This window comes from Paenibacillus apis, from assembly GCF_018333295.1.
Lineage (GTDB): Bacteria > Bacillota > Bacilli > Paenibacillales > Paenibacillaceae > Fontibacillus > Fontibacillus antibioticophila.
This window is the reverse complement of sequence record NZ_BORS01000020.1, coordinates 1-22,099: the sequence shown is the minus strand read 5'-3', so window position 1 is coordinate 22,099 and position 22,099 is coordinate 1. Positions and strand designations below refer to the sequence as shown.

At 48.8% G+C, this 22,099-nt stretch carries 23 protein-coding genes and 1 other annotated feature; of the genes, 20 read left to right on the top strand and 3 right to left on the bottom strand.

Translation table 11 applies throughout. The features are described from left to right. Positions 1–50: 50 nt before the first annotated feature. The 7 genes from KI362_RS21930 (at position 51) to KI362_RS21900 (ending at position 9,225) form a co-directional block, all read left to right on the top strand. The gene (locus KI362_RS21930) at positions 51–806 is read left to right on the top strand and encodes an ABC transporter ATP-binding protein (RefSeq protein WP_301630515.1); all 756 of its coding nucleotides are present in this window, start codon (positions 51–53) and stop codon (positions 804–806) included. Next, positions 803–2,734 (top strand): FtsX-like permease family protein, encoded by a 1,932-nt coding sequence (locus tag KI362_RS21925; protein WP_301630513.1) that lies wholly within the window; start codon positions 803–805, stop codon positions 2,732–2,734. Before KI362_RS21930 ends, KI362_RS21925 begins: the two co-directional genes overlap by 4 nt. 201 nt (positions 2,735–2,935) lie before the next feature. Next, on the top strand, positions 2,936–4,486 hold the full coding sequence (locus KI362_RS21920) for a serine hydrolase domain-containing protein (protein WP_301630511.1): 1,551 nt from the start codon (positions 2,936–2,938) through the stop codon (positions 4,484–4,486). Between the two features lie 878 nt (positions 4,487–5,364). Then, the gene (locus tag KI362_RS21915; protein WP_301630509.1) at positions 5,365–6,051 is read left to right on the top strand and encodes a YjjG family noncanonical pyrimidine nucleotidase; all 687 of its coding nucleotides are present in this window, start codon (positions 5,365–5,367) and stop codon (positions 6,049–6,051) included. 33 nt (positions 6,052–6,084) lie between these two features. Continuing rightward, on the top strand, positions 6,085–6,510 hold the full coding sequence (locus tag KI362_RS21910) for a hypothetical protein (protein ID WP_301630507.1): 426 nt from the start codon (positions 6,085–6,087) through the stop codon (positions 6,508–6,510). 122 nt (positions 6,511–6,632) lie between these two features. Then, positions 6,633–7,355 carry a YebC/PmpR family DNA-binding transcriptional regulator gene (locus tag KI362_RS21905; RefSeq protein ID WP_044478542.1) on the top strand — a complete coding sequence of 241 codons (723 nt, stop codon included), beginning with the start codon at positions 6,633–6,635 and terminating at the stop codon, positions 7,353–7,355. Positions 7,356–7,392: 37 nt separating this feature from the next. After that, entirely contained in the window at positions 7,393–9,225 is a 1,833-nt protein-coding gene (locus tag KI362_RS21900) for a UbiD family decarboxylase (RefSeq protein WP_301630505.1), read from the top strand. Positions 9,226–9,282: 57 nt separating this feature from the next. Here KI362_RS21900 and KI362_RS21895 read toward each other — a convergent pair whose 3' ends face one another. The 3 genes from KI362_RS21895 to KI362_RS21885 all read right to left on the bottom strand — a co-directional run bounded on the left by KI362_RS21895 (position 9,283) and on the right by KI362_RS21885 (position 12,700). Next, positions 9,283–10,155, bottom strand: coding sequence for a carbohydrate ABC transporter permease (locus KI362_RS21895; protein WP_301630503.1), 873 nt, complete (start codon positions 10,153–10,155; stop codon positions 9,283–9,285). Positions 10,156–10,176: 21 nt separating this feature from the next. After that, positions 10,177–11,034 (bottom strand): carbohydrate ABC transporter permease, encoded by an 858-nt coding sequence (locus tag KI362_RS21890; protein WP_306432853.1) that lies wholly within the window; start codon positions 11,032–11,034, stop codon positions 10,177–10,179. Positions 11,035–11,347: 313 nt separating this feature from the next. Beyond that, on the bottom strand, positions 11,348–12,700 hold the full coding sequence (locus tag KI362_RS21885) for an ABC transporter substrate-binding protein (RefSeq protein WP_301630499.1): 1,353 nt from the start codon (positions 12,698–12,700) through the stop codon (positions 11,348–11,350). A 256-nt stretch (positions 12,701–12,956) separates the two neighbouring features. Here KI362_RS21885 and KI362_RS21880 point away from each other — a divergent pair, with 256 nt between their 5' ends. The 13 genes from KI362_RS21880 to KI362_RS21820 form a co-directional block, all read left to right on the top strand. Beyond that, positions 12,957–13,385: a DMT family transporter gene (locus tag KI362_RS21880; protein WP_044478546.1), complete on the top strand. Its 429-nt coding sequence runs from the start codon at positions 12,957–12,959 to the stop codon at positions 13,383–13,385. Positions 13,386–13,392: 7 nt separating this feature from the next. Beyond that, positions 13,393–14,088 carry a Crp/Fnr family transcriptional regulator gene (locus tag KI362_RS21875; RefSeq protein WP_301630497.1) on the top strand — a complete coding sequence of 232 codons (696 nt, stop codon included), beginning with the start codon at positions 13,393–13,395 and terminating at the stop codon, positions 14,086–14,088. Between the two features lie 24 nt (positions 14,089–14,112). Next, entirely contained in the window at positions 14,113–14,598 is a 486-nt protein-coding gene (locus tag KI362_RS21870; RefSeq protein WP_301630496.1) for a DMT family transporter, read from the top strand. Between the two features lie 91 nt (positions 14,599–14,689). Then, a complete protein-coding gene (locus tag KI362_RS21865) occupies positions 14,690–14,869 on the top strand; it encodes a transcriptional regulator (protein ID WP_212939768.1) in 180 nt (59 codons plus the stop codon). A gap of 255 nt (positions 14,870–15,124) precedes the next feature. Beyond that, positions 15,125–16,453, top strand: a complete 1,329-nt coding sequence (locus tag KI362_RS21860; protein WP_301630494.1) for a hemolysin family protein — start codon at positions 15,125–15,127, stop codon at positions 16,451–16,453. 43 nt (positions 16,454–16,496) lie between these two features. Further along, complete coding sequence (locus KI362_RS21855; RefSeq protein ID WP_301630492.1) at positions 16,497–16,955, top strand: GNAT family N-acetyltransferase; 459 nt, start codon at positions 16,497–16,499, stop codon at positions 16,953–16,955. Positions 16,956–17,103: 148 nt separating this feature from the next. Beyond that, a complete protein-coding gene (locus KI362_RS21850) occupies positions 17,104–17,676 on the top strand; it encodes a bifunctional transcriptional activator/DNA repair enzyme AdaA (protein WP_301630490.1) in 573 nt (190 codons plus the stop codon). Beyond that, on the top strand, positions 17,676–18,236 hold the full coding sequence (locus KI362_RS21845) for a methylated-DNA--[protein]-cysteine S-methyltransferase (protein WP_301630488.1): 561 nt from the start codon (positions 17,676–17,678) through the stop codon (positions 18,234–18,236). The genes KI362_RS21850 and KI362_RS21845 overlap by 1 nt, the downstream gene beginning before the upstream one ends. Further along, positions 18,202–19,116 (top strand): DNA-3-methyladenine glycosylase family protein, encoded by a 915-nt coding sequence (locus tag KI362_RS21840; RefSeq protein ID WP_301630486.1) that lies wholly within the window; start codon positions 18,202–18,204, stop codon positions 19,114–19,116. Before KI362_RS21845 ends, KI362_RS21840 begins: the two co-directional genes overlap by 35 nt. Positions 19,117–19,163: 47 nt before the next feature. Further along, positions 19,164–19,430 (top strand) — a binding site (T-box leader). 176 nt (positions 19,431–19,606) lie between these two features. Further along, the gene (gene asd, locus KI362_RS21835) at positions 19,607–20,692 is read left to right on the top strand and encodes an aspartate-semialdehyde dehydrogenase (protein WP_301630484.1); all 1,086 of its coding nucleotides are present in this window, start codon (positions 19,607–19,609) and stop codon (positions 20,690–20,692) included. A 60-nt stretch (positions 20,693–20,752) separates the two neighbouring features. Beyond that, the gene (locus KI362_RS21830; protein WP_301630482.1) at positions 20,753–21,292 is read left to right on the top strand and encodes a CueP family metal-binding protein; all 540 of its coding nucleotides are present in this window, start codon (positions 20,753–20,755) and stop codon (positions 21,290–21,292) included. Positions 21,293–21,418: 126 nt separating this feature from the next. After that, the gene (locus KI362_RS21825) at positions 21,419–21,904 is read left to right on the top strand and encodes a nitroreductase family protein (protein WP_301630480.1); all 486 of its coding nucleotides are present in this window, start codon (positions 21,419–21,421) and stop codon (positions 21,902–21,904) included. 14 nt (positions 21,905–21,918) lie between these two features. Further along, positions 21,919–22,099 (top strand): hypothetical protein (locus KI362_RS21820; RefSeq protein ID WP_301630478.1); only part of this gene is annotated, 181 nt, incomplete at its 3' end.

The following is a 22,099-nucleotide window of genomic DNA, read 5'->3' as shown; positions in this document are numbered from 1 at the left end:
GCAGGGTATAATAATGCCATAAACAAGGATACATGGAGGAGTGAGTCGTCTTGACCATTTTGGAAGCAGCTAAAATAGTTAAAGTATACGGGAACAAATTCAATCGTCAGGAGGTCCTCAAGGGGATTGATCTGAAGGTGGAAAAGGGAGAGTTTGTAGGGATCATGGGGCCGTCGGGCTCAGGCAAAACAACGCTCTTAAATGTACTTTCGACGATCGACCGGGTCAGTCAGGGCTCGATCCTCATCGAAGGCAAGGACTTTACGGGCATGAAGGAAAAGGAACTGGCCGAGTTCCGCAAACAGCATCTCGGATTTATTTTTCAGGATTATAATTTGCTGGACACATTGACGGTGAAGGAGAATGTATTACTCCCGCTGTCCATTACCGGTGTAAGCCGGCAGGAAGCACAAAACAGATATCAGCGGGTATCCTCCGAGCTGGGCATTTATGAGCTTGCGGACAAGTATCCTGCGGAGATCTCCGGCGGGCAGAAGCAGCGAACCTCCGCTGCGCGTGCATTCATTCATCGGCCGAGCATTATATTTGCGGACGAGCCCACCGGGGCGCTGGATTCGAAATCGGCGAGTGATCTGTTGGGGAAGCTCAGTGAAATGAATAACAAGCTCGCCTCAACGATTGTGATGGTGACGCACGATGCCGCAGCGGCAAGCTATTGCAGCCGGGTTATTTTCATTCGGGACGGACAGATTTATTCCCAACTGAATAAGGGCGATGAGAGCCGTCAGGCATTTTACAATGATATTATCCGAACACAAAGTGTGCTGGGCGGGGTGCAGCCATGAGTTTGCGAGTGATCATTTTAAGGAATCTGAAGAAGAATATTAAAAATTATTATCTGTATGTCTTCGCCTTGATTTTTAGTGTGGCCTTATATTTCTCGTTCGTGACCCTGCAATTTAATCCTTCGATTGACGTCCTGGAAGGGACCATCAAAGGAGGAGCAGCTATCGGCGCTTCCTCCGTCCTGCTGGTCGTGATCGTCGCTGTCTTTCTGCTGTATGCGAATACCATTTTCATCAAGCGGCGCAGCAAGGAGATCGGGTTATTTCAGTTGGTCGGTCTGACAAAGGGGAAGATCTTCCAGATTCTCACCTTCGAAAATTTGATGCTGTATTTCGGCTCTATGGCCGTCGGGATTTTTGCAGGCTTCGCGGTATCAAGGCTCATACTGATGATACTACTCAAGATCCTTCAGGTTGATGCCATAGTCGGTCTCAGCTTTTCTCCCCAAGCGTTGGTTCAGACGGTGATTGTGTTTTCAGGCATCTATCTGTTGATTATGCTGATGAACTATCTGTTTATCAAAGGACAGAGTATTCTCAGTCTGTTCCGGGTTGTGTCGCTGGCCCAGCAGCGGGTGGAAAAGCTCTCGGTCTGGAGCATTTTGATGGGGGTCGCGGGGATCGCGCTTATTTTGCTGGGATATCAAGTGTCGTCTCAGCTGTTCAGCGGGAAATTCACAGATATGGCCCAATTAATGGGGGCGATGTTATTTATCCTAGGATCGGTAATCGCGGGAACGTATTTCTTCTATAAAGGCTCCGTGAGCTTTATCTTCAATCTGATCCGCAGAAGCAAGAGGGGATATTTAACGATCAAGGAAGTGCTCTCGCTGTCTTCAATTATGTTCCGGATGAAGTCGAACGCACTGCTGCTTACCGTCATCACGACGCTATCCGCGCTGGCGATCGGGATGCTGTCGCTTAGCTACATTTCGTACTACTCAGCCGCTTCCATGGCAAAAAATAATGTCCCGAACGACTTCTCTTTCTATGAGAGCGAATTGCTCGACAAGTTTACAGCAGTTCTGGAATCGGAAGGTATTGCTTATAAGGAGAATGTGCTTGAACCGGTCTGGGTCAGCATGGACGCAGAATCATTCATCAATAAAGATTTGCTTGATATTCAATCCGATACCCTAAACGTAGCCGTGCTTGGCGATTCAGCTATCGGAGAGGATATTCAGGCCGGAGAGGCATTATTTCGCGGTCTGGACAAGAGATTCATGAGTATTATTCAAATGGATACGCTGGATAGCATCACGCTGTTAACTGCCGAGAAGTCATACCCGTTTGATGTGGTCGGCATGGACAAAGAAACGGTGCTGCCGCCCCGCTTCAATTTTAGCTTCCCTGTAGTGATTGTGGACGAGTCGATCTATCAGGAGCTTAAGGTGGGGGGAAGTCCGGATCAGGAATTCACGGTGTACTACGGAGTAGATATAACAGACCGTTCCCAACTGAAAAACGCTAACGAAGCATTCGCAGGCATGAATTCATTTAAAGATGAATATGGCGCAAATTCCCAATACGAATATGAGATGGGGCAGCGTGCAAACTTTGGGTTGATCATGTTCATCGTCGGATTCCTGGGGCTTACCTTCTTAGTCACTTCGGGTTGTATTCTCTATTTCAAGCAAATGGATGAAAGTGAAGAAGAAAGGCCGGGATATACCATTCTCCGTAAGCTGGGCTTTACTCAGGATGATCTGGTTGGAGGAATTCGCTACAAGCAGCTATTCAACTTCGGCATTCCGCTTGTGATCGGGCTTAGCCATAGTTATTTTGCTGTAAAATCAGGCTGGTTCTTATTCGGTACGGAAATGCTGGCCCCCATGCTGCTGGTCATGCTGCTCTACACGGTGCTCTATTCCATTTTCGGACTTTTGTCTGTACTCTACTACAAACGTGTGGTCAAGGATTCCATCTAATTATGGGAAATGGAGAGTATGAAGAAGGTGTATCTAGGGATATAAAATTGAATTGAAAGTAGTCCAATGATGCAGGTGAACAATGTGTTCACCTGCATCATTGGACAAGCCGCCTCGGCCCGCTTAATGTGAAGTTCATCGAGAGAGGCAGTTCAGGGTTTCATTATTTTTTTTAGAAGACTAATAATAGGGAGAACCACAATGAAGAAAATACTAAGTAGAACAGGCGCATCAACAGGATGTGTCATCCTACTTATCGCAATTATTACTACTATTGCGTGTTGGGATGAACTTGGGAGTTTAATAAGGACGGGGAATTATGATAATACGGATCATATGGTGGAGACCATTATGGCTAAATCAGCGACTCCAGGGGTGGCTATAGTAGTATCAGAGCAGGGCAAGACAAAATATATGAATTTCGGATATGCAGATGTTAATAATAAGAAGAGGGTAACTGAAGAGTCATTATTTGAGTTGGGATCGACGACAAAGGCATTTACGGCTTTGGCCGTTATTTTATTAGAAAATGAGGGCTACTTATCTCTTTCAGATTCTATTACAGACTATATTCCAACGTTTAAGCCAACCATTAAGGGTGAGAAAGCTAATATTACGATTCATCAGTTGTTAGCCCATACAAGTGGAATTCCACCGTGGAGTATTCGGTTAATTCCTGAAGGTACCACGGACGATATGCTTGAAAAAACGATACATAATGTGTCTGACATTGTATTAGATACATATCCTGGGACAGCCTATAATTATGCTACAGTTAATTATGATATTTTAGCGATGATAATTGAAAAAGTTACAGGCAAACGTTATCAAGATTACATGACTGAAAATATACTGCTTCCTTTAGGAATGACCGATAGTTATTTTTCAACAGGTCAGGAAAAGGAATCCGATAAACTTACCAAAGGATATCGTGTATTTTTTGGAAGAAGCTTAGAATATGATGCCCCTAGATATTATGGGAATATCGCTGCAGGATATTTGGTCACGAATTCAAAAGACTTGGAACGCTGGATTAATGCCCAAATGGGGATAGGAGATATGCCAGATCATTTATCGAAAGCGATCGAACAATCTCATCAAGTCGGCATCCAAACGGCGGGAGACGAAGTTGAGAATAAATACTATTCATTCGGATGGAGTATTGATACGAAAAATAGAGTCATTAGTCATAATGGATCTAATCCTAATTACTCCTCACAAGTTCTTATTGATTTAGAAAAGCAGCAGGCCATATTTGTTCTGGCTAATTTGAATTCAACTGCATCATCGCTAATTGCTAATAACATTTATGAGAATATGAATGGAAATCCTATGAATAAATTCAATTATGATGATGCGTATCTATTCATTGATTTGGTATTTTCATTCTTAGTAATAATAGCCGTCGTTATCTTATGTGTCCAAGCAATAAAACTCGTTAAGGGAATACAACTAAATATTAAAGATGAAAAGACAAGGCTCAGAAAAATGATAGGAAGTAGTATCGCACTAGTCCTAAGCATTATGCTTTTGGTATTGGTACTGATCTTGCCTTATCTATTAGACAATAATTATTTAATGATAAAGGTGTGGGTGTCGTATTCAATGTTAATTTGGATGGGGCTTACTTCTATTAATTGTATTTTATCGGTAATAATTAGCATTAAAAAAATGTGGATTATCAGAAGTGGATCTATACAAAACGTAGTGCTTGAAAATAACGAATTCATAGGCTTTAAGCCGAAAATATAGAAAAACATCTGTACATTCCGTAAGATGGTTGTGCAACCAATCCAACTTGAGGGAATGACAGATGCACAACCTGTATACCGATATTTTGCTTGATTTACCAGAGATCCGTGTCGCCAGCACCCTGATTTTAGCTCGTTACGCCCTAAAGCCGTCGTATTACCACACATGGGTGAGAGAATGTTTTCCTGAGCCCTTCGAGTTGCAGATCGTTCTCATGTCCACGGCTATGTGGTCGAAGCGGTTCAAACCGTACGAAAGAACATCCAAGGCACGCTTCCTTCACGAGCAAATTCCATGCTAAAGGCAAGACAACGGCTGCTTAACCCGCAAAAAGCTTCCCAATCACCCGATGTGAACACAGCAGACCTCCCATTAGATCGTTGGTTGGAGTAAGGAGAGCAAATCCAGCATCCTGCCGTCAACGCTTGCCTCTTTGTGTACTATCGAATGGTTTTCGCGATTATCGTACTTGTTGCAGGCGCCTTTGGTTTTATAGGCTAGCCACGCTGTTAAGAACCGGCAGTCCGCCGTTGGACACCGGTTCTTTTTTTTGGGAGAAAGAATCCTATCAAATCAGATTTTGCGAAAGCGCTGGTTACGGTAGCATCTGCTTGTCAGGACATTCGCGCATGACAAAGACGGTTTGAATCGCTACAATCAAGAGGAAGCTATATAAGTTGAGCTAAATAAGCTGCGTAGAAAGGGCATAAGTGTGAAGGGTTAAAAGCTTTCTGTAAGAAAGCTACTTCGGAAGCATAAAGCGAGAGCGTTCGCCTTTGTGAGTGAAATTCAACAGTGATCGTAAGCACCCTTCATACGTTGCCCAGAACGTAAACTCATTAGTTCAACTTACGTAGTTCATAAGGAGGTCTAGAGAGATGAAATACCATACTTTATTGTTTGATGCGGATGAAACCTTGTTTGACTTTTCCCGGACGGAGACAGCGGCGCTTGAGGATACTTTTCTCGCCCATGAGATGGAGTTCTTGCCGATGCACTTCGAACGATATAAAGAAATTAACCATGAACTGTGGAGCGAGCTGGAAGCGGGACTAATCAGCAGCCAACTGCTGCGTACAGAACGATTCTCCCGCCTGTTCCAGGCGTTCAAGCTGGATTTGGATCCTGTCGCTTTTAGCGGCGAATATTTGGTGAATTTGGGCAGAGGGGCTTATTTGCTGGATGGCGCAGAAGAACTGTGTGCAGCATTGTCCGCTCAAGGATACCGCCTTGCAATCATCACCAACGGGATTAAAGAGGTACAGCATGAACGTATTCGGAGGTCTCCGCTCAGCAACACCTTTGAGCAGGTCATTGTATCGGAGGAAGCTGGATCCCAGAAGCCGGAGTCAGGAATATTTGAAGTTGCATTTGCAAAGCTGGGCCTTCAAGCCAAAGATGGAGTCCTCATGATCGGCGATTCTTTAAGCAGCGATATCCAGGGCGGCAACCGGTACGGCATAGAAACCTGCTGGTTCAATCCCCGCCGGGCAGCCAACAAGACAAATATACAACCGACATACGAGATCCATGCGCTTCACGAGCTTTTTGATATTATCGGATGATATGAGCAGTAACGATTACGAGGGAGGACTTTGATGAAGAAACTGATTTTTCTTGTTGTGGTTGTTCTTTTGATTGCAGCAGGCGTGCTCTACCATACACCAAGAGAGATTCGGCAGGAGCTTCAGGGAGCGATCTATTCCGAACAAAAGAACTTTGAACGGGCATCAAAAGTTTTACTAACAGGAAAAGAGTATCCCAATTTGCTCGGAAAGCCGGTCATAAAAGGAACCCTTAGTATAGATGAACAGTTTATCTATCCCGTTACGCTGAAGTTCGACGGATCCATGTATTCCTACACGATGACGGAATGGGGAGAGGACAAGTCACCGATTACAACAGCAAATATTACGGCTTCCCGCGACTTGACCAGGTTCTCGATTTACCTTCAAGACCTCAATGAACACTACGGATTAAGTGATGCCTGGGTGACTGCTCCGCCAGTACTTCGAGGGGAATAGACGCAGGAGGCGGAAGGCCTTTAGAGAATCACCCGGTATGGTCACTTGATCGACCATTTTTACTATCAGGAATTGATGGTATAATAGAGTGCGAAAATTTCAAATAGAAAGCAGGTACACCGATGGGTCGTAAATGGAACAATATTAAGGAAAAGAAAGCTTCGAAGGATGCGAATACAAGCCGGATTTATGCCAAGTTTGGCGTAGAAATTTATGTCGCTGCCAAGAAAGGCGAGCCTGATCCGGAATCCAACCGTGCGTTGAAGGTCGTGCTGGAGCGCGCGAAAACATACAATGTCCCGAAGGCGATTATCGACCGCGCTTTGGACAAGGCCAAGGGGAGCGGAGAAGAAACCTATGAGGATCTGCGGTACGAGGGCTTCGGACCGAACGGCTCGATGGTCATCGTAGACTCGCTTACCAACAATGTTAACCGGACAGCTTCGGCGGTACGCGCTGCTTTCAATAAAAACGGCGGCAACATGGGGGTAAATGGCTCGGTATCCTATATGTTTGATTCTACTGCCGTGATCGGTGTGGCAGGAAAGACCCTCGATGAAGTGTTTGAGCTGCTGATGGAGGCCGACGTCGAGGTGCGCGATATTGTGGAGGAAGAAGACACGGTAATCGTCTATGCTGAACCGGACCAGTTCCATGAAGTACAGGAAGCATTCCGGGCCTCAGGAATTACCGAGTTTACGGTCGCCGAGCTGACGATGCTTGCCCAGAACTATATTACCTTGCCTGCGGATTCTGTTGCTCAATTCGAGAAGCTGATCGACGCTCTGGAGGATCTGGAGGATGTGCAGCAGGTTTATCATAACGTGGAGTTTGACGAAGAATAAGATTGCGGCCCCATGCCCATAGAATGGAGCTTACATTATGTATCGTAGTATGGAAGAATGTCTGATGGATTTGGAGAAGCACGGACATCTGGTCCGGATTCGGGAGGAAGTCGATCCCCATCTGGAGATGGCGTCGATCCACCTGAGAGTGTATGAGGCTGGCGGCCCTGCACTGTTATTTGAGAGGGTAAAAGGCTCCAAATTCCGTGCGGTCTCCAATTTGTTCGGAACGATCGAACGCAGCAAGTTTATCTTTCGCAACACATGGGATGTCACCCAGCGAATTATCGCTTTGCGCAATAATCCGCTCTCTGCATTGAAGCATCCGCTGCAGAGCGTCGGAACCGGGTTAGCGGCCCTGACGGCGCTTCCGATGAAGGGGATGAGCTCTCGCCCGGTTGCTGCGCAGGAGATCGCGATCTCCGATCTGCCGCTGATCAAGCACTGGCCGATGGATGGCGGGGCCTTTGTGACCTTGCCCCAAGTGTATACGGAGGATCCGGACAAGCCGGGAATTATGAATTCCAACCTGGGGATGTACCGGGTTCAGCTCAACGGCAACAGCTATGAGCAGGATCGCGAGGTAGGCGTCCATTACCAGATTCATCGCGGAATCGGGATTCACCAGACCAAAGCGACGAAACGGGGGGAGCCCCTCAAGGTCAGTATCTTTGTCGGCGGGCCCCCTTCACATACGCTGGCCGCGGTCATGCCGCTGCCGGAGGGTCTGAGCGAGTTGACGGTTGCCGGCATGCTTGGCGGCCGCCGGTTCCGGTACAGCTACGAGGATGGCTTCTGTATAAGCCATGATGCTGACTTTGTCATTACCGGCGAGATTTATCCTGAGGATACGAAGCCGGAAGGGCCATTCGGGGATCATCTGGGCTATTACAGTCTGGTTCATCCTTTCCCGGTGATGAAGGTGCGCAAGGTGTATGCCAGGGAACATGCGATCTGGCCGTTTACGGTGGTCGGCCGACCGCCTCAAGAGGATACAGCGTTCGGAGAACTGATTCATGAATTGACCGGGGATGCCATCAAGCAGGAAATTCCGGGGGTTAAAGAGGTTCATGCTGTCGATGCGGCCGGGGTTCATCCGTTGCTATTCGCCATTGGCAGTGAACGCTATACGCCTTACCAGCAGGTGAAGCAGCCTGCCGAGCTGCTGACGCTTGCCAACCGGATTCTTGGAACCGGACAACTGAGTCTTGCCAAGTATCTGTTCATTACGGCAGAGGATCGGCAGCCGCTGGATACGCATGAGATCGAGCAGTTCCTGATGTATATTCTGGAACGGATGGATCTGAAGCGCGACATTCATTTTCAGACGAATACGACCATCGATACCCTCGATTATTCCGGTACGGGTCTAAATACCGGGAGCAAGGTTGTATTTGCTGCTTACGGCGATGTGAAGCGGGAGCTCTGCCGAGAGGTTCCCGAGCTGCTGAAGAATATTCGCGGACTTGATAATCCGCGTCTGGTATTCCCGGGAGTCGTTGCTGTTGAAGCCGGAACATTTGAGTCGTATGAACAAGCTGCCGGGCAAATGAAGGAGATCAGCGATGCTATCCGGGAGCAGGGAACGATCGAATCCTGTCCGATGCTGGTGGTATGCGATGACAGCTTCTTCTTAAGTGAATCCTTAAGCAATTTTTTGTGGGTCACATTTACCCGCAGCAATCCTTCTCATGATATTTATGGTGTAAACAGCTATGTGGAGCATAAGCACTGGTCTTGCGATAATGTCATCATTGATGCTCGTTCCAAGCCGCATCAGGCCCCCCCGCTTCTGCATGATCCCGAGGTCGAGAAGCGAGTGGATGAGCTGTTTGCCCGAAATGGCAGTCTCAGCTCGATCCGATTATAAATGGAGCAAAAGAGCTTTCCTATCCGTCTAAGCAGACGAACGGGAAAGCTCTTTTGATTACCCCTTGATGGCACCTTCGGTCAGGCCCTTCTGAATATATTTCGAAATGAAAAGGTAGACGATGAGCACGGGAATGACAGTCAGGGAGACGGCTGTTGCCATTAACCCGAAGTCGGTGCCGTACTGTGAACTGATCTCATTCAAGAGCGCAACGATGGGGCGCACATTTTCCTTATTCACGAAGATTAACGCCGAGAACAAGTCATTATAGGACCAGAGAAAGACGAAAATACTGGCTGATGCGAAGACAGGCTGGGAGATCGGTACGAAAATTCGGCTGAACATATTCAGGCGGTTGCACCCGTCCATGAATGCCGCTTCTTCAAGCTCCTTGGGAATCGTCTGCATATAGCCTGCCATAACTAGAATGGCAAAGGTCAGATTACCGGCCGTATGCGGCAGAATGAGCCCCCAATACGTATTGACCAAGCTGGTCTTGATCAGCAGCTCATAGACCGGAACGACGGTGGCAAAGGCCGGAATAAGCAGCGTCGCATACAGGATGGAGAAGATAATTCTTTTACCGGAAAAGCTGAACCTGGAGAGCACGTAGGCAGCAAGCCCGCCAAAGATCAGCACGAGCAGGACGGTGGCCCCCGACATGATCAGACTGTTGATATAGCTCTTCCCGATATTCATCCGGTCAAAGGCATTCTGGTAATTGATCAGATCCGGATTTAGCGCAAGTCCGAAGGAATTATTCATGACATCCCTCGACACCTTGAAGGAGTTGTTCACGATCCAGAAGAGCGGATAGATAGTTGTCATCGCCCAAGCGCTAAGAAAAAAATAGATCAATACGCTGCTCCATCGGAAGCGTCTGAATTCCCTCCGCTGAACCCGACGATCTACAGATATTGTTGGCTGCATAACGGTACACCCCTATATCGCTTAGTATGTAATCTCATCACGCTTGAGCAGGCGATTGGCCAGCAGGGACAGCAGAACGCCGAACACGACCATGTAGATGGCAATCGCGGAGCCATATCCAAAGTTCTGGTCAACCATCGCTTTTTTGTACATATACGTACCGAGCACCTCGGTTCCGTTCTGCCCGCTGGTAATAACCCAGATGAACTCGAACACCTTCAATGTCCCGGTAATGGCAAGCGTAATGACGACCTTAATATCGCTCATAATCAGCGGAATGGTCAGCATCGTCGTTCGTTTGAAGGCAGAAATGCCCTCGAGCTTGGCAGCCTCATAATAGTCTGAAGGGATCTTGGACATCGCTGTCAGGAACAGCACGAAATAGAACCCGACATAATGCCATACTGTTGGCACGGATACGGCTTTGAGCGCGTTGCCTTCATCCAGCCACAACACCTTGTCAATTCCGAAATTGGCAAGCACGCTGTTAAGCAGACCGAAATTGTAGTTGTAAAAAAGCACAAATAAAAGCGAGATTGCCGTTCCCGAAATGACGACAGGGAAGAAAAAGACGGTACGGTAAAAGCCCTTCAGCTTGCCGATCAGATCAACCATGACTGCAAGGACAAGCGCGATTCCGACTTGAAACAAGATGACATACAGCATGATTTCAAGTGTGTGCAGCGTGGCAGCGCCGAGCAGATCGTCCGTAAACAGCCGAGTGTAGTTATCCCAGCCGATAAATTTTTTGTCGAAAAAGCCCTTGGTCCGGAAGAAGCTTAAGTACAAGCTCTTAAAGAAAGGGTAGTACATGAATACACTCATCAGGACTGCTGCCGGGAGGAGGAACAGGAAGATGTATTTCCGATCACCCTTCATCATCATCACCCTTGCTGTAAAGTAGTGGCTATATAAATTGGACAAATACTTATGCGTAATGGGGCAGCCGTGTGAAATGATCTTACGATCGCTGTTGTTCGCGGATTTCTTTGATTGCACTAAGCCATGACAAGGGGGAAATCCGCTCACAAAGGCGACCACTGTCGTTTCATAAGATTCATTTCACACTTTTGCCCGGGTACTGCTTAGAATCATTCAACTTATATAGCTTAGGCAAACGGGTGCGCCGCCCGAATGGAAGAGAAGGGGGCGGCGCAAGCGTTCCTAGCAGTGAAGTTCGCCAGTGAACAGTTTAGTTCTTATTGGCATCCTCAACTTTTTTGGCACTTTCAATCGCTTCGGTTGGCGTCTTCTTGCCTGTTACAACCTGCTGAACACTGGCACGAAGATCGGAGAAGGTCTCAGGAGCTACCTTGCTGTCCACAGGTGCGCTGATTGAATCGGCCTTGGCTGTCATTGCGAAGCCGTCAAGCTGAACCTGCTGTAGACCTGTGACCTCCACATCGGCTGCAGGCGTTCCGCCATTCGCACTGGCAATAGTCTTAATACTGTTTGGTGATGTCAGATGTTTCAACAGCTCAATCGCCGTGTCTTTCTTGGCTGCATTGTCGTAAGTGGCCTTGGACAGATAGAATCCGGAGCCGAAGCCGCCGACAATATCGTTACCGCTGCCTGCACCGCCAGGCACAGTAGGGAAAGGTATTACCGTTGTGTTGGCACGCGTGTCATCACTCCAGCCGCCGATGGCCCAGGAGCCTTCAATGGTCATGGCTGCAAGGCCTTCACTATAATAGTTGCCGGTCATATTCAGGTCGATGGTCGCAGCATCCTTCGGAAAGGCGCCGAGCTCGTAAAGCTCCTTCATTGCTGCATAGGCCTTCTCCCAATTCGGTTCAATCCCTTCGGCCAGTCCTTTGTCCTGTCCAGCCGGTCCGGCAGCCGAAAGGATGGTGTGCTCGATCAAATAGTGCGATTGATCGAATGGAACGGAGAGAGGAATAATATCCTTTGCTGCAAGCGCCTTGACGGCAGTAGTCAGCTTTGTCCAATCCGTAGGTAATTCCAGTCCGTTATCCTCAAAGATCTTCTTGTTCACGAACAGACCTTCGTAGAAGCCGGTCAATGGAGCGGCATAGATGTTTCCATCCGCCTGTCTGGCCAGTTCCAGTGCATCTGGAATGAATCCGTTCTTCCAGTCCGCATTCGCGTCCAGAATCTCGTTTAATGGAACGACCTTACCGGCATTGACAAAGCCCTCGGCATCAGCGCCGATAAAGTAGAAGAGGAGATCCGGCTCATTGCCGCTGGTCATATCCGTATTTACCTTGGTACGGAATCCGTCATCATTTGCCGACATGGTGTCATTTTCAATCGTTACGTTCGGGTGGCTTGCTGTAAATTCATCAATGACCGCCTGGAACGCATCGCGTGCAGCGTCGGTTCCGCCAAAAGTGGAGAATACGCGCAGCGTAACCTTCTCGGCATCTTTTGCCGGTTCTTCGGCAACGGGCTGATTGGTGTTGGTGTCTGTGTTGCCGGATGCCGGTGCATTGTTGCCTGCATTGCTATTACTATTTCCGCAGGCGGCGATAAACATGGAGAACAACATCATGATGCTCAGTAAAACGATAGAAGTTCTTTTCAACAGAATTCCCCCCAAATTTGATTGTTGTGCGCGAAATCTGGCTGTTAGCAAAATAGTAACGTAAGAAAAGGGTTTCAAATAGGGGGATTATCTTATAAACGAGGGGTAAAATAGTCCAATTCCCATGTCATGTCAGCAGGCTATAAGGAGAAGTAATATCATTAATAATTAATCACATGAAGGACATATGTCCTTTCAAGTTTGACGATATGCCTTTAAAGTAGCTTTAGCAGAACTTTTGGAGGATCGATAGAGGATGAGAGGAATTTTATTTGCCATTCTTGGCGGAGCATTTATCACTTTTCAAGGGGTTGCCAATGCCCGGATCAGTCAGGATCTTGGGACCTGGCAGGCGGCAGCCCTAACGCAATGCACCGGATTTGTGGTTGCATTGCTTGTATTGTTGGCATTCAAGGATGGACATCCTCGTCAATTCAAGCGGGTGAAGCCCCTTTACTTAGCCGGCGGGTCCTTCGCGGCAATCGTTATTTTCAGCAATGTAAAAGCGATTGAGCTGGTCGGCGTCACCTTCAGCACTTCTTCGGTCTTAATCGCCCAATTGCTCGTTACCTTCCTGATAGACAGCTTCGGTTGGTTCGGACTGGCGAAGCAACAGATGAAGCTGCCTCAATTTATCGGCATCGGCATGATGATCGCAGGTGTTGTTGTGATGGGATGGAGGTAAGACGTTTATGGAAGAGAAGCAGAGAACGATCAAGGATTATTTAACGGATTTTGGACTTCTCAAGGTAGTTCCGGAGGAGATTCTGCCTTATATGTCACTCTCGAGCTATCAGCCCGGAGAATGGGTCTGCTCGCAGGGAGAAGCAGCCGATACGCTTTATTTTCTGGTCCACGGAAAAATCAAAATTTACACCACCTCATCCGAGGGAAAGACACTGGTGCTCTCTTTTAAAACCCCGCTTGATCTGGTAGGAGACATTGAGTATATCCAGCGCTGCGAAACGCTCAATACGGTCGAAGCCGTGACGCCGGTTCAGATGCTTGCCGTCCAATACCGGTGGCTGGATCGGTTTGGGGACCAGAATGCCGCATTTTTGAGATTCATGCTGGATATCATTACGAAAAAGTTCTTTATGAAGTCAAGCTCGCTCAGCTTCAATTTGCTGTATCCAGCGGAGGTCCGGTTAGCCAGCTATCTGTTATCCGTTGTTGATGATGGCACGGAAGAAGCGGTGAACAGCCGGATCAAGCTGGAGATTCTAAAGGATGCGGCAGGCATGATTGGCGTCAGCTACCGGCACATGAACCGGATATTGTCGCAATGGACGGAAGCGGGGCTTGTCGAACGCGAGCTGGACGGTATTACACTGCGGAACCGGGAGGAGCTGAAGGAGCTGTCCAAATATGGAAGCTATGAATCTTGAGGATAGAGAGGCAGGAAAAGCAAAATGCTAATGGGACTGTTATTCTCGATTGCAGCGGGTGCGCTGGTCGGGCTGCAAAATATATTCAACAGCAAGGTGAATGAGAATACCGGGTCATGGATGACTACGACGCTGGTGCTTGGATTGGGATTTGCGGCATCCTTGCTGCTGGGCGTTGTGTTCGAAGGCGGAGATATGTTCCGTCTGGATTTGAGCTCTATGCAGACTTGGTATTGGTTCAGCGGAATTATCGGGGTAGGGGTGGTCACTTGTGTGGTGCAGGGTGTCAGACGTCTCGGACCGACCTTCGCGATCTCTATTGTGCTGATTACCCAACTGGTAACGGCGATGATCTGGGACACGATGGGCTGGCTTGGCCTTGAAAAGGTTCCATTCTCCTGGAATAAGCTGGCCGGAGTGTTGATTCTGATCGGCGGAATTTTGGTGTTCAAGCTGGGCGGCAGAAATGCGAAGACGGCAGAAAAGGTTCAGGTTCATGACCCTATCTAATCGGTTGATGAACATTTGTTGAACAAGCTGTAATCCCTCTTATTGTTCTGATATGGTAAAGATAATATTCGGGAAATGAGGTGACTTAAGCTTGAGCATTAAGGAACAAGTTCTGGCTGCAATGAAGGAAGCCGGCAAGCCGGTCAGCGCAGGAGAGGTTGAGAAGCTGAGCGGGCTTGACCGCAAGGAGATTGACAAGGCGTTCAAGGAATTGAAGGCGGAAGCAGCGATTACTTCACCGGTTCGTTGTAAATGGGAGCCGGCAAGCTAAGCACTGCGCATGATTAATGCAAAGAGAGGATAAGCCTCCACTCAGGCCAATAGGACCTGGAGCGGAGGCTTATTTTTGGTTTTGGCGCAGGAAGAAGACATCCGCCGTCCTTTGTGAATGCTCCGCCAGATGATATAATATTTTTATTGACGGCCCTGACTTATAGAATGCGAAAGTGTCAGATGCATACTCCTGCCGCGAATGGGGGGGAGGTTAAGGGCAACGTACATATCTTCCGCAGAGAGGACGAAAACGATGTTTGAATTGCTCATCATCCTTGTACTCATTCTAATTAATGCTTTTTTCGCAGCATCCGAAATTGCATTAATCTCCCTGAACGATAACAAAATTAGAAACATGGCGCTGCAAGGACACCGTAAGGCCAAGCTGCTGGTCAGCTTGCTGGGAGAACCAAGCCGTTTTCTGGCAACGATTCAGATCGGGATTACGCTGGCAGGCTTTTTTGCCAGTGCCTTTGCCGGCGAGAGCTTTGCCGGAGACCTGGCGGCATTACTGATTAAGTGGGGCGTTCCTTTGTCCCCGTCGCTGTTAAGCACCTTGTCTCTCATCGTGATTACGTTGGTACTGTCTTACTTCCAGCTGGTGCTTGGGGAGCTCGTGCCTAAGCGGATTGCCATGAAGCGGGCCGAGGGCATGGCCATGCTGGCAGCAGATGTGCTGTCGGTGTTGTCGAAGATAACAGCTCCTTTTGTCAAGCTGCTTACGGTATCAACAAACCTGCTCGTTAAGGCCTTCGGGCTGGATCCCAATTCCGATGATGAAGAGGTGTCAGAGGAAGAAATCCGCATGATGCTGGATACAGGGACAGAGCTCGGCACGATTCAAGCCAGCGAGAAGCTGATGATCAACAATATTTTTGATTTCGATAACCGGACGGTCTCGGATATTATGACTCATCGTCTCAATGTGGTAGCGATCCCGGTCAATCTGGATATGGTCTCGGTCGCCAAGCTGGCGGACGAGGAACAGTACACGCGTTTCCCGGTGTATGAAGATACTATCGACAATATCATCGGCATCTTCCACAGCAAGGATTTGCTGGGTTATTTCCGGAAGCCGGACACAGAGACTTGGGATCTGAGAGATCATGTGAACAAGGCCTATTTCGTGCCGGATTCGAAAAATGCCAGGGATTTATTTGAAGAGCTCCAACAGAACCGCGTACACATGGCTATTGCCGTGGATGAATACGGAGGTACGGCGGGGATTGTTACGATGGAGGATTTGCTTGAGGAGATCGTAGGCAATATCTTTGACGAGCATGACGAGGATGAACAGGAATATGAAATGACCCCGGAAGGCGGTTATCTGTTCAAAGGCACGATGGCTTTGCACGATGCGCGGGAAGTGCTGGGGATTGCGCTGCCGGATGATGAATATGAGACCCTTAGCGGGTTTATGATCGGAATGCTTCACCGGATTCCTACGATTCAGGAGAAGCCGGTTTTTGAATATAACGGGTATGTGTTTGCTGTAAAAGAGGTCGGCCATCACCGGATTCATAGGCTATTGGTGACGAAAAAATCCGATCTTCCTGAGGAGCTTGATACCATACTGGAGTAATAACTTAGAGAAAAAATAAGTTAGGGAGCAAGGAGACGATATGATGTACGAGATCAAGAGGGACGACCTGTCTGGAAGTGAAATAGCAGCATTGATCGGAGAGCATTTGCATAGCATGTATCTTCATTCGCCGCCTGAAAGCGTGCATGCCCTCGATCTAGACAAATTAAAGGGCCCGGGAATTACGTTCTGGAGCGCGTGGAACGGTGAAGAATTGGCAGGTTGCGGGGCGCTGAAGGAGCTGGATGCCTTACATGCGGAGATCAAATCGATGAAGACCTCCTCGGCCTATTTGCGAAAAGGGGTGGCTCGAAGCCTGCTGCAATACCTGATTGATGAGGCGCGCAAGCGGGGTTATCACAAGCTCAGTCTTGAGACAGGCTCGATGGCAGCCTTTAACCCGGCCCGCAGACTGTATGAGGCTTTCGGTTTTCAGTACTGTGAACCTTTCTCGGATTATTCCGAGGATCCTAATAGCGTATTTATGACCTTGGATTTATAATACTGACAAGCTCCCGGATCGATCTGCGGGGGCTTGTTTTTTTTGGGTCTCATCATGTTACCGGAATGTCGAATTGTTGCTATCGTAGCCGAGACGGCTTTAAGGAAACGGGTGTTCGGGTTATACTTGCAATAGGAGGCGATAATCAGTGGAACAGAAGCTCTTTGATTTGATCTATGCTTCGGTGCTCGCCAAGGAACATACCTATGACGGAATCTATTATACTTGTGTCCGGACGACCCGCATCTTCTGTCGTCCATCCTGTCGGGCCAGAACGCCTTATCCGCAAAATGTGCGGTTTGTGAACTCTCCAGAGGAAGCAATAAAGCTGGGATTTCGCCCCTGCAAACGCTGCAAGCCGGAGGAAGCGGGGGAACTTGGACCTGACGAGATGATGGCTGCCAGGGTAGATCACTTGATTGAACAGGATCTGTCCAGACCGGTGACATTAAATATACTGGCTGGTCAGTTAGCGGTCAGTCCATTTCATTTGCAAAAAGTATATAAACGGGTGAAGGGCTATTCTCCTGCTGAATATTTGCAAGGGGTTCGTATGAAGGAAGCAAAGAAGCTGCTGGCGCAGGATGAACCGACCGTGGGCATGATCTCCAGAGTAGTCGGATTCAGAAGCCCGTCACATTTTACAGTATGGTTCAAACGGGAAGCGGGATGCTCGCCGCGAGATTATAGAGCACTTTACAGTAAAGGGGATAGAATCTAATGAATGACTCAAGGGTCTATTGGAGCAGGGAGGCGTTCGGTCGGGAAGGTCTGGTATGGACAATACTGGCTACCGAGCAGGGGGTCTGCCGGCTGATGTATCCGCAGGATACGTTGGAGGGTGCGGCCGCATGGCTTGAGCGGTTCAGGCCGGGAACGACTTTGGAGGAGAACGATGAATGGATTGACGGCATGGGGGTTGTCGAGAAGCTTAAAGGCTACTTTTTGGGAGAGCAAGTTGATTTTTCAGGGGTTCCGCTAGATTTGTTCGGCACACCGTTTCAAAAGGAGGTTTGGTCGGCCCTTCTGATGATCCCTTATGGTGAGGTGCAGACTTATCGTGACATTGCTGCTGCGATTGGACGTCCTAAGGCGGTACGGGCTGTTGGAACGGCTAACGGGGCCAATCCGGTTCCAGTTATTGTTCCCTGTCATCGGGTGATCGGGTCTAATCAGACACTGGTCGGGTACCGGGGAGGCTTGAAAATCAAAGACATGCTGCTCAGGCTGGAAGGAGTGAAGCCGGTTGAAATGTCCGGACATGCCCGGTTTCAGTTTTAAATTGCCTGCTCCCGTACCCTTTTCCTTTCGTTTATGTCTGGATTATCTGTCAGGCTCAAACAGTGAATGTCTGTATGCGGTGCATGAGGATCGCATTCGCAGGCTGGTATCTCTGGCTGGGAGAGACGTGCTGCTCGAAGTAAGCAGTAAGGATGATCTTGAGCTTGTGGTTACGGCGCTTTACGGCGGACCATTGAATGAGGCCGAGCAATTGGAAGCAGCGGCTTACGTAACCACCTGGTTTGACTTAAACCGGGATCTGGATCCGTTCTATAGACTGGCATCGAGTGATGCGAGGCTGGCTGGCGTAGTTCGGAATTTGAATGGACTTCGACTTATGGGCATACCCGATCTGTTTGAAGCGCTTTGCTGGGCGATTCTCGGACAACAGGTGAATCTGGCCTTTGCCTATACCTTAAAGGAGCGATTGACATCCGCTTACGGCGATTCCGTGCAATGGGAAGGGAACGTATATCGGCGCTTTCCTACCCCGGAGCAAATGCTGGCGGTGAGCGCTGACGAGCTCGGGGCCCTGAAGCTGAGCCGAATGAAAAGTGCGACGATTCTGGAAGTGGCTGGATTGATGGCAGCGGGCAAGCTGTCCCGGGAGGGGCTGCTGGCTATGGATAGCTTTGATGCCATGGAGGAGCGGCTGGTCTCGATCCGGGGCATCGGTCCCTGGACGGCCCATTATGTCAGGATGCGCTGCTTGGGCGATCCTACAGCTTTTCCCATCGGAGATGTCGGTCTTCATAATGCCGTCAAGAACCTTCTAAGCATGGAGAAGAAGCCGTCACTTGACATGCTGCGGGAAATGTTCAACAGCTGGCAAGGCTGGGAAGCTTATGCGACTTTTTACTTATGGCGGACGTTGTATTAAATTTGGGGTTTATCTTGCGGCGATTATTTGATAATATAGCTACAATATCAAATGCGATGACGAGAGAAGTAAATGACGGCGATCCTTTGCAGAGAGCTCCCGGTTGCTGAAAGGGAGTAAGGAAGCGTTCATTGAAGAAAGACTCCGAGCAGCGCGCCGGAACCTTGATCTACTGGAGATGGCACGACAGGAGCTCCTGTTACAGAGCTAGAGTATACGCGCCTGCCCAAGGCAGCGCCGTACTTGAAGAGGCTGGTGCGGCGACGTATTAGTAAATGTAGGGTGGTACCACGAGAAGCAATCTCGTCCCTAGGACTACGTAGTCTTGGGGGTGGGATTTTTTTGTTACATTAAGAGGCTGTACTGACATACGTTATTATTGCGAGTTCAAAAAGTCGGCTTTTCAGCGTGATTGAAAGATGGCTTATTGAACAACCTCGATTATTAATTCATCTCACATAAATATAAAGAGAAGGGATCTGAATATACGATGGCACAAAAATTACGAGCAGGTATTGTTGGCGGAACAGGAATGGTGGGCCAGCGCTTTGTTCAATTGCTGGAGAACCATCCGTGGTTCGAGGTAACGGGGATCGCAGCCAGCGCCAATTCCGCAGGGAAGACCTATGAAGAAGCGGTTCAGGGAAGATGGAAGCTGGAGGGAGACATTCCGGAGGGCGTGAAGAAGATTGTCGTTCAGGATGCTTCCGAGGTGGAAAAGGTCGCGAAGGACGTTGACTTCATTTTCTGCGCCGTAGACATGAAGAAGAATGAGATTCAAGCGCTGGAGGAGGCATATGCCAAGACCGGCACGCCGGTTATCTCCAATAACTCCGCTCATCGCTGGACACCGGACGTACCGATGGTGATTCCGGAGGTCAACCCGGGACATATCGAAGTTATCGCGGCGCAAAGAAAACGTCTCGGCACGGAGAGAGGCTTTATTGCGGTTAAACCGAACTGCTCGATCCAGAGCTATGTCCCGGCACTTCATGCTCTGCTGGATTTCAAGCCGCGGCAAGTGGTGGCCTCGACCTATCAAGCCATTTCCGGAGCAGGGAAGAATTTTACGGATTGGCCTGAAATGCTGGACAACGTGATCCCTTACATCGGCGGCGAGGAAGAGAAGAGTGAGCAGGAGCCGCTGCGGATCTGGGGATCGGTGGAGAACGGCCAGATTATCAAGACGGAATCCCCGCTCATTACGACTCAATGTATCCGGGTCCCTGTAACGGACGGGCACTTGGCAACGGTCTTTGTTTCTTTTGACAATAAGCCATCGAAGGAAGAGATTCTTGCACGCTGGAAGCAATTTTCCGGTCGTCCGCAGGAGCTGGGGCTGCCGAGCGCGCCGAAGCAGTTCATCACTTATTTTGAAGAGGATAATCGTCCGCAGACGAAGCTGGACCGGGATATCGAAGGCGGAATGGGAGTTTCGGTCGGACGTCTGCGTGAGGATTCGCTCTATGACTTCAAGTTTGTAGGATTGTCACACAACACGCTGCGCGGCGCAGCCGGCGGAGCCGTGCTGATCGCGGAGTTGCTCAAAGCTGAGGGCTATATCCAATCCAAGTAATATTTGCAGGCAAGATGCGAGACGCCCTTCGGGGCGTCTTGGATAATATGGAGGTAAACGATGAGAAACAGATATTTAGTCTGGCTGTTATTGATCGCTTCGATAAGTCTGCTGCTATCAGGCTGTACGGGCGGGAAGCAGGGCAAGGAGAGGGCTGCCCAATCCGCGGAAGAGATCAAGCAAATGGTGAATGATTTCAGTACGGACAAGCTGTCTGCCGAAGGTGCATCCATCACTTCCCATCAGTTGATTGTAACGAGTTTGGATCAGTCAAAGACTACTTATGAATTGCCTAAGGACGAGTTCTTTGTCTCCATCGCCCCTTACATCAACGAGACGCATCCCTGCGCGATTCATAGCCTGACCGGCTGTCAAGGAGAAATGAGCAGCGAGTCCTTTGAAGTCAAAGTAACGGATCAGGACGGGAATGTCATCATTGATGATACGCTGCAGGCTCATAATAATGGATTTATTGATATTTGGCTGCCGCGCGATCGTAAGTATGAGGTGGAGATCGGGCACGGCGATAAATCCGGCAAGGAAGAAATCTCAACCTTTGAAGGGGACAATACCTGTATTTCGACTATGCAGCTTTCGTAAGCTGCATGCCGTCATTCCGATGAAGATCGAATGGCGGTTTTTTGTTGCTATAATTGTATTGCAAATTGCTGCATAGGTTTTAATTATGGTAGAGTTGTGACCAAGGATTAGAGGGGAGATACGCATATGAGCATAAAAGAAGTGATTCAACGACGCCGTACAATCAAATCCTTCAAGAAGGAAACCATCAATAGGGATGACGTAATGAGTTGGCTGGAAGCAGCCAGCTATGCACCAAATCACCGAATGAACGAGCCGTGGGAGATTTTATTCCTCGGGCCGGAGACCCGGGCCAAGCTGAATCATAAAACAGATCTGGGCGGAGCCCCGATTGCGCTTGCGGTGCTCTCGAAGCCTGCCTCCAAGCAGCTGGAGCGAGACGAGAATGTAATGGCGGTGTCGTGCTTCATCCAGAATTTCATGCTGCTGGCCGAAGAGGCGGGAGCGGGTGTGTTCTGGAGCTCGATCGGCGCTCAGCCGCAAAACCGTGAGCTGCTTGGCGCAGTTGACGGAGCGGAGGTCATCGGCGTGCTGGGAGTCGGTTATCCAGCTGAGATTCCGGCGTTGAAGCCAAGAACGCCCATTGCAGACAAAGTAACTGAGATGCCGTAAAACTAAGTTCGATATTGGAAAAGAAGAGAAAGCGGGAAAATGGGCAGCCATTCTTCCGCTTTCTTTTCTTTTGTCAAAAGAAAACCATACGCTATGCGTATGGTTCAGGAGAGCTTCCAGCGATGTACCAAAAAAATTCCTCCCGATGTTACAATAAATTTGGTTCGCCAACCGAATTTATCGAACAACAGGAGG